The organism is Microbacterium sp. (genome assembly GCF_029263575.1).
GTDB lineage: Bacteria > Actinomycetota > Actinomycetes > Actinomycetales > Microbacteriaceae > Microbacterium.
Genome location: NZ_JAJUFV010000168.1, coordinates 1 through 5,923 on the forward strand (window position 1 = coordinate 1; position 5,923 = coordinate 5,923).

The window sequence follows — 5,923 nt, forward strand, 5'->3', positions numbered from 1 at the left end:
GGCGGGTCACCGGCTGCGCGGACGAGGGTGCCGCGGATTCTGGCCTCCTCGACCGTCGCGTGGCCACGCTGGGCGAGATCGGCGAGGACCCCGCCCGCGAGGACGTAGAAGAGCGTGTTCTCACCCGCGATCGTGCCGGAATCAGGCTGAAACAGCACGAGCATCACGTCCTCGGTGATCAAGGTGCGTGTGCGCTCGGGGTGGGTGACATGTTCGGTCATGACACGATACTAGCACAGTGTGCCGGTACGGTGTACTAATCATCTAGGATCGTCAGAGGAGGATCACCATGAGCACACGTGATCGCATCATCTCGACAGTGACCGCAATGATGCAGGAAGGCGCTCCCCGGCTGAGCGTCCGGGCGGTCGCAGCTCGCGCCGGCATCGGCGCGAGCACGCTGCGACACCACTTCCCCACGCAACGTGATCTGGTGAACGCGGCCCTCACGGCCACCTACGACGCTGCCATGCCAGATGAGCGGATTCGTGACACCACGATGCCTCCGCGCGACCGGCTACGTGAATGTCTCCGTCGGCTGCTCGATCCGTTCGCCACCCCCGCCGAAGCACGCGACACGTGGACCAACCTGCTTCGCACGTTCGCTGAAGCGGAGGCAGACCCGAAGACCGGCGCAGCGTACGACGTTCTCGTCGGCCATGCCGAGCGCCGGGTCGCCGCCTGGCTTGCGATCCTCGAAGACGAAGGGGTGCTGCCTCCGGGCGACACGACCCGAAGAACGGACTTCCTGCTCACCGTCATCGACGGACTGTCCATCGCGCGCGCATTGCCGCCGAGCGACAAGCGCCTCGAAGAAGAAACGAAGACGCTCGCCTTCGCCGTGGATGCAGTCTTCGAAGTCACGCCCCCGGCGCAGCCAGCTCCGTAGCGACCGTACGAAGCGACACGCCCATTACTTGTACGGTGGGAGCTTTCTCATTGAGCGGGGTTCGCAGCGTCTGCTATTGGGTCGTCATCAATGATGACGATCTCTGCGAGCTCTGTGCCTTCGTGCGCGACGAGGTTTGGAAGATCATCACAGAAAAGCTTGTCTATGCTCGAGATGTGCGCAGCAAGGAGTGGATCTGTCTTCATGTTGGGACGTAGGTCGCAGTAATACACACCGTCGAGCGCATTGAGCTTGACTGTGTAGCCTTTGAAGTGTCCTGGAAGGAAAGTTCCTGAGACTCCGTAGTTGGGTTCCTGCCCTACGCGCTGAACATCGTTCAGGAAAATACCGATGTGCGGAACGGCTGTGTCGGTGAGGCGACTGTAGAGGAACTTGTCCATGAAGATTTTATCGATACGGTCCTTGCTCGACGTTTTCACGCTTCCGATTACTCGGAGTTCACCTGCAACGGTCATCATTAAGTCGTGTTGATAGCTCATCTTGAAGAGTTCGGTGCCGTCGTCATCTCTCACAGGGACGCCGAGAACACCTGAGTGACACGGTATGCCGATGGACTCAATGAGCAGTCTGATGAATCGTTCGAAGAGGTCGCCGTTCACCTTACGCGCCCGATTCGATTGCCCGGCGGGTAATGCGTCGAGGGCTGCGCCGATCGATTGTTGTGCGGTGTAGATGACACTGGGGAGGAAGGGTCGATCCCTCGCATCGATTGGTTGCCCATCGCGGAGGGCGTCGAGCATCTCGTTCAGTTTGCTCACTGATGCATCGATGCTGGTTGCGTCGTGGTACAGGTTCGAGTTGATGGGCCGTGTCACCTGATATCCCGCATCTTGCCCGAATTGATAGAACAGATAATTCGGTTCATTGCGTGCGACGATGGTCGCTTGTGTTTGTCCCGAGGCGAGGTAGTCCGCGAATCGCTTGGCGAACTCAAGCCAGTCCGAGATTTGTGTGAAGTTGTCCTTGTGTGTGGCGAAGGTGCGCAGTGAGTCGATGGTCGTCATCGGATTGAATCTCTTCTCATCGCATTGGAGCGATCAAACGCGAACCACTCTGCTTCACTCATGTTTCGCACGGTTACGAGACGTTGCGCAGCCCAGCCGTTGTACTCGGAAGAAAGGTCACACGCCATCCATCGCCGTCCGAGTTGTTCTGCGACGACTGCAGTCGTTCCAGAGCCAGAGAACGGGTCGATGACGAGGTCGCCGCGGTTGGTCGATGCCATGACAAACTTGCGAAGCAACTCCTCGGGTTTTTGCGTCGGGTGCGGCGTCTTCTCCGCCATACCGTTGCTTGTGGTGGGAATTTCGATTACATCTTTAGCCTTCGCACCCATCGGGTGCGGTTCCCAGTTGTCGCGCTTCGTCGTTCCGCCTTTGCCAAAGTTGGAAGTCTCAGCTTGGGGGTGGCTCGGATACTTGAGCGTATGCGCGCCGTACGGAATACGTGCGAAATCGGGATTGGGGAGCCGATGTTTAGCGGACTTGCGGAAGTGGATGATGCTCTCGTGTGAGCGCCCCCAGTCTGATCCGAGGTTTGCTTTGTTCTTGTAGTGCCAAATCAGCCACTTACAGTCTGCGAAGTTCGCCATCGCGGGGTGTTTGATGTCTGCGAGGATCTCTGTGAAACCGCACACATACAGTGAGCCGCTGGGTTTGAGGACTCGCGCTGCTTGTTCAATCCACTGAAGTGACCAGTCCACATACGCGTCGTGTGAATCGAACTTGTCCCACACCGCTTTGTTGATGTTGTACGGAGGGTCTGCGAAGACGAGATCCGCCGTGCCCGTTGCGAGTGTTCTGAGCCAGTCAAGTGAATCGCCTTGATGCAACGTGCCGTTTTCGGTCGTGACTTGCGCCTGAAACCCTGAAGTCAGCTCGACGAAGCCGTCATCGGTGGCGTGATTGCGCACTGTGCTCTTAGTTTCAAAGAGGGCGGGCGGAGTTGCGAGGCTCATGTTCTCCAGGCTATCGTCAACCTCCGACGCCCTCGTGGTCATCGCTTCACGCTGCGTCGCCTTCGACGCAGCCTTCCCGGGTTTCCAGCGGAGCTCGGGCACGACGTCCACGCCGAGCTAGCTCGCATCGCCTAACGTATCTCAGGCTCACTTGTAGACGTCGGGCCGATGCCCGACTTCGATCGCGAGCACGACGAGTTGAGCATCGCGAATCTCACAGAGCACACGGTAGTCACCCATGCGGTACCGACACTTGCCTGACAGTCCAGCCGTGACGCCCTTGCCCTGCAAGCGTGGATTGTCGCAGCCGTCGATGTTCTTGTTCAGCCAGGGAACGATGACGCGGCGAACGCCTGGATCGAGCTTGCTGAGCTGCTTGTCAGCTCGCTGCGAATAGAGAAGGCGCCACATTCAGAGGTATTTCGCCGCGACCTCATCGGCGGTCAGCGTCGTGGGGTCAGCGTCAAGCTCACGCTTCGCGTCCTCCCAGACGACAAGATCTAGCTCATCTTCGATGCGTGAGAGCGCCGCAGTGCGCACGAATTCAGAGATGCTCATACCGAATGTCTTTGCTCACAGTCCGAGCCTACGCACGTTGCTGGACCGCGTCCCCCTCGACCGGGCCTTCCCCGTTCGGTTTCCAGCCGAGTTCGGGCGCGACGTACTTCGCGAACGACTCGAGCACGTGCAGGTTGTAGTCGACACCCAGCTGCGTCGGGATCGTCAGCATCAGCGTGTCGGCGGCCATGACCGCTTCGTCCTGCTTGAGCTGTGCGATCAGCACATCCGGCTCGGCCGCATAGGTCTTGCCGAACGTCGAGCGCATGCCGTCGATGATGCCGATCTGGTCGCTGCTGTCTTCCGAGCGCAGACCGAAGTACGCGCGGTCCATGTCAGAAACGAGCGGAAAAACGCTGCGGCTGACCGACACTCGCGGCGTGCCCGTGTGACCGGCGTCCTTGTATGCCGCCCGGTACAGGTCGATCTGCTCGCGCTGCAGCTGGTCGAACGGCACACCCGTCGCCTCGGTGAGCAGCGTCGAACTCATCATGTTGAGCCCCTTGCGCCCGGTCTCCTCCGCGCTCGCGCGCGAGCCCGAACCCCACCAGATGTGATCGCGCAGCGTCTCTGAACGCGGCTCGATCGCCAGATAGCGACCCTCACCCACCTGCTGCGGGTCGCCCGGCGCGACGCCCGCGCCGTCGATCGCCTCGAGGAACAGCTCGAATTTGTCACGAGCGATGTCGGCACCCCGCGGGTCTTCGCTGCCGACATAGCCGAACGCCTCGTACCCGCGCAGCGCCGTCTCGGGCGAGCCGCGACTGACGCCCAGCGCGATGCGCCCGCGCGCGATCAGGTCGAGAGCCGCGGCCTCTTCAGCGAACTGCAGCGGGTTCTCGCAGCGCATGTCGATCACGCCGGTGCCGACCTCAATGCGCTCGGTCTTCGCGGCCATGGCGGCAAGCAGCGGCATGGGAGAGGCCGCCTGCCGCGCGAAGTGATGCACGCGCATGTACGCGCCGTTGACGCCGAGCTCATCGGCCCCCACCGTGAGGTCGATCGTCTGATGCAACATGTCGCCGGCGGTGCGCGTGCCCGACCCGGGCACATTCGCGTAGTGCCCGAAAGAGAGGAATCCGAAAGCCTTCATGTTTCATGCGAACGAATGGATGCTGCGTGATATTCCCGACGCTTCGACAGGTTCAGCGCGCGAGAGGGGCGGCTCAGCGAGCGGGAATCGTCAGAAACCCGTCGATGACGAGCTGCCGCACGCGCGGCTCGAGATCGGCCCACAACTCGGCCAGGGGAACCTCGAACAACTCGGCCAGCGCCGCCACGATCTGCGACACGGTCAACTCCCCGTCGCACGCGCCGACGAGCCCCGCCAGCGCCGGGTCGACAGACACCGTTCGCCCGAAACCACCGCCCTGTCGCAGCTCGATCACACTCGGGTCGTCATCGCCCGGCATGAAATGGCGTGCCTCGGTCACGTCGGATGCCGTGACGAGAACCGGCGGCAAGCCGCCAGCCACGGCATCATGCGCCACGAGACCGGCATGGAAAGCACGACCCGGCGCCGACAGCGGCTGCGACACCTGCTCGAACCGGCGCATCCGCAGAGCATCCGGTGAGACCGGCCGCCGCAGCAGCACGTAACCGAAGCCGATCGCGGCGACGCGACGCTGTGCGAAGTCATCGAGCCAAGCGGCGAGCATCCGATCGAATTCCGCATCGCGCGGAGTCGTGCCGCCGTCGCGAATCCACAGCTCCGCGTACGAGAGGGGCGTCAGCTCTTCGCGTTCGACGACCCACGCGTCCAGATCAGGAGCGATCCACGACTCCAAGCGAGCGAGGCCGGACACTTCGACGGGCTCAGCGGCCGGCCCGGGACCAAGGCCCGCACGCGCAGGCTCAGCGGCCGGCCCGGACTCTTCGGCCCGCGCATCGCTCACTGAGCCGGTCGAAGCGAGCGACTCCCAGTTGCCGAGCAGCTGCGCGATGCCACCGGGGGTGAGATAGGCCGGGACCTCACGCACGAACTGTTCCACCAGTGCGTCGCCGATGAGACCGCCATCGCGGTACTCGTACGCCGTCACACCGTCGACGCGCGGAGTGATGACGAATGGCGGGTTCGAGACGACCAGGTCGAACTGCTCGCCCACGACCGGCTCGAACATGCTGCCCTGGCGGAAGCTGACGTTGCTCACTCCGTTCAGTCGCGCATTCAGCTCACCGAACGCGAGGGCTCGCGCCGAGACATCCGTCGCGATGACCTCACGCGCGTGGCGCGCCACAAGCAACGCCTGAATGCCGCATCCGGTGCCCAGATCAAGCGCGCGATCGACCGCCACCGGCACCACCAACTCGGCGAGGGTGCGCGTGGCACCGCCGACGCCGAGCACGTGATCGGCGGGCAGCTCGTGGCCGATCGCGAGCTCGTCGCGGTCGCTGGCGATCCACCACGCCCCGACCCCGTCGGCATCGACGAACGACTGCGGACGCACCACCGCCTTCGGCACGACTTCGTCCGCATCGGATGCCGAGGCATCCGTCCC

At 62.6% G+C, this 5,923-nt stretch carries 7 protein-coding genes and 1 pseudogene; 1 reads left to right on the forward strand and 7 read right to left on the reverse strand.

Features of this window, described 5'->3' with window-relative positions:
• Nucleotides 1-221 (reverse strand): GPP34 family phosphoprotein (locus tag Q1J95_RS13665; RefSeq protein ID WP_300268489.1); only part of this gene is annotated, 221 nt, incomplete at its 3' end.
• A 68-nt stretch (nucleotides 222-289) separates the two neighbouring features.
• On the opposite strand from Q1J95_RS13665, the gene Q1J95_RS13670 reads away from it, so the two are divergent.
• Nucleotides 290-889 carry a TetR/AcrR family transcriptional regulator gene (locus Q1J95_RS13670; RefSeq protein WP_300268492.1) on the forward strand — a complete coding sequence of 200 codons (600 nt, stop codon included), beginning with the start codon at nucleotides 290-292 and terminating at the stop codon, nucleotides 887-889.
• 47 nt (nucleotides 890-936) lie between these two features.
• Here the strand turns inward: Q1J95_RS13670 and Q1J95_RS13675 are convergent, their stop codons facing one another.
• The 6 genes and pseudogenes from Q1J95_RS13675 to Q1J95_RS13700 all read right to left on the reverse strand — a co-directional run.
• Nucleotides 937-1,914: a hypothetical protein gene (locus Q1J95_RS13675; protein WP_300268493.1), complete on the reverse strand. Its 978-nt coding sequence runs from the start codon at nucleotides 1,912-1,914 to the stop codon at nucleotides 937-939.
• A complete protein-coding gene (locus tag Q1J95_RS13680) occupies nucleotides 1,911-2,867 on the reverse strand; it encodes a DNA methyltransferase (RefSeq protein ID WP_300268495.1) in 957 nt (318 codons plus the stop codon). Before Q1J95_RS13680 ends, Q1J95_RS13675 begins: the two co-directional genes overlap by 4 nt.
• A gap of 147 nt (nucleotides 2,868-3,014) precedes the next feature.
• Nucleotides 3,015-3,278, reverse strand: coding sequence for a type II toxin-antitoxin system RelE/ParE family toxin (locus tag Q1J95_RS13685; protein WP_300268497.1), 264 nt, complete (start codon nucleotides 3,276-3,278; stop codon nucleotides 3,015-3,017).
• Nucleotides 3,279-3,428: pseudogene (locus tag Q1J95_RS13690) on the reverse strand (DUF6290 family protein); the annotation flags it as partial.
• A 25-nt stretch (nucleotides 3,429-3,453) separates the two neighbouring features.
• On the reverse strand, nucleotides 3,454-4,518 hold the full coding sequence (locus Q1J95_RS13695) for an LLM class flavin-dependent oxidoreductase (protein WP_300268499.1): 1,065 nt from the start codon (nucleotides 4,516-4,518) through the stop codon (nucleotides 3,454-3,456).
• Between the two features lie 73 nt (nucleotides 4,519-4,591).
• A partial coding sequence (locus Q1J95_RS13700; RefSeq protein WP_300268500.1) for a methyltransferase occupies nucleotides 4,592-5,923 on the reverse strand: 1,332 nt, incomplete at its 5' end.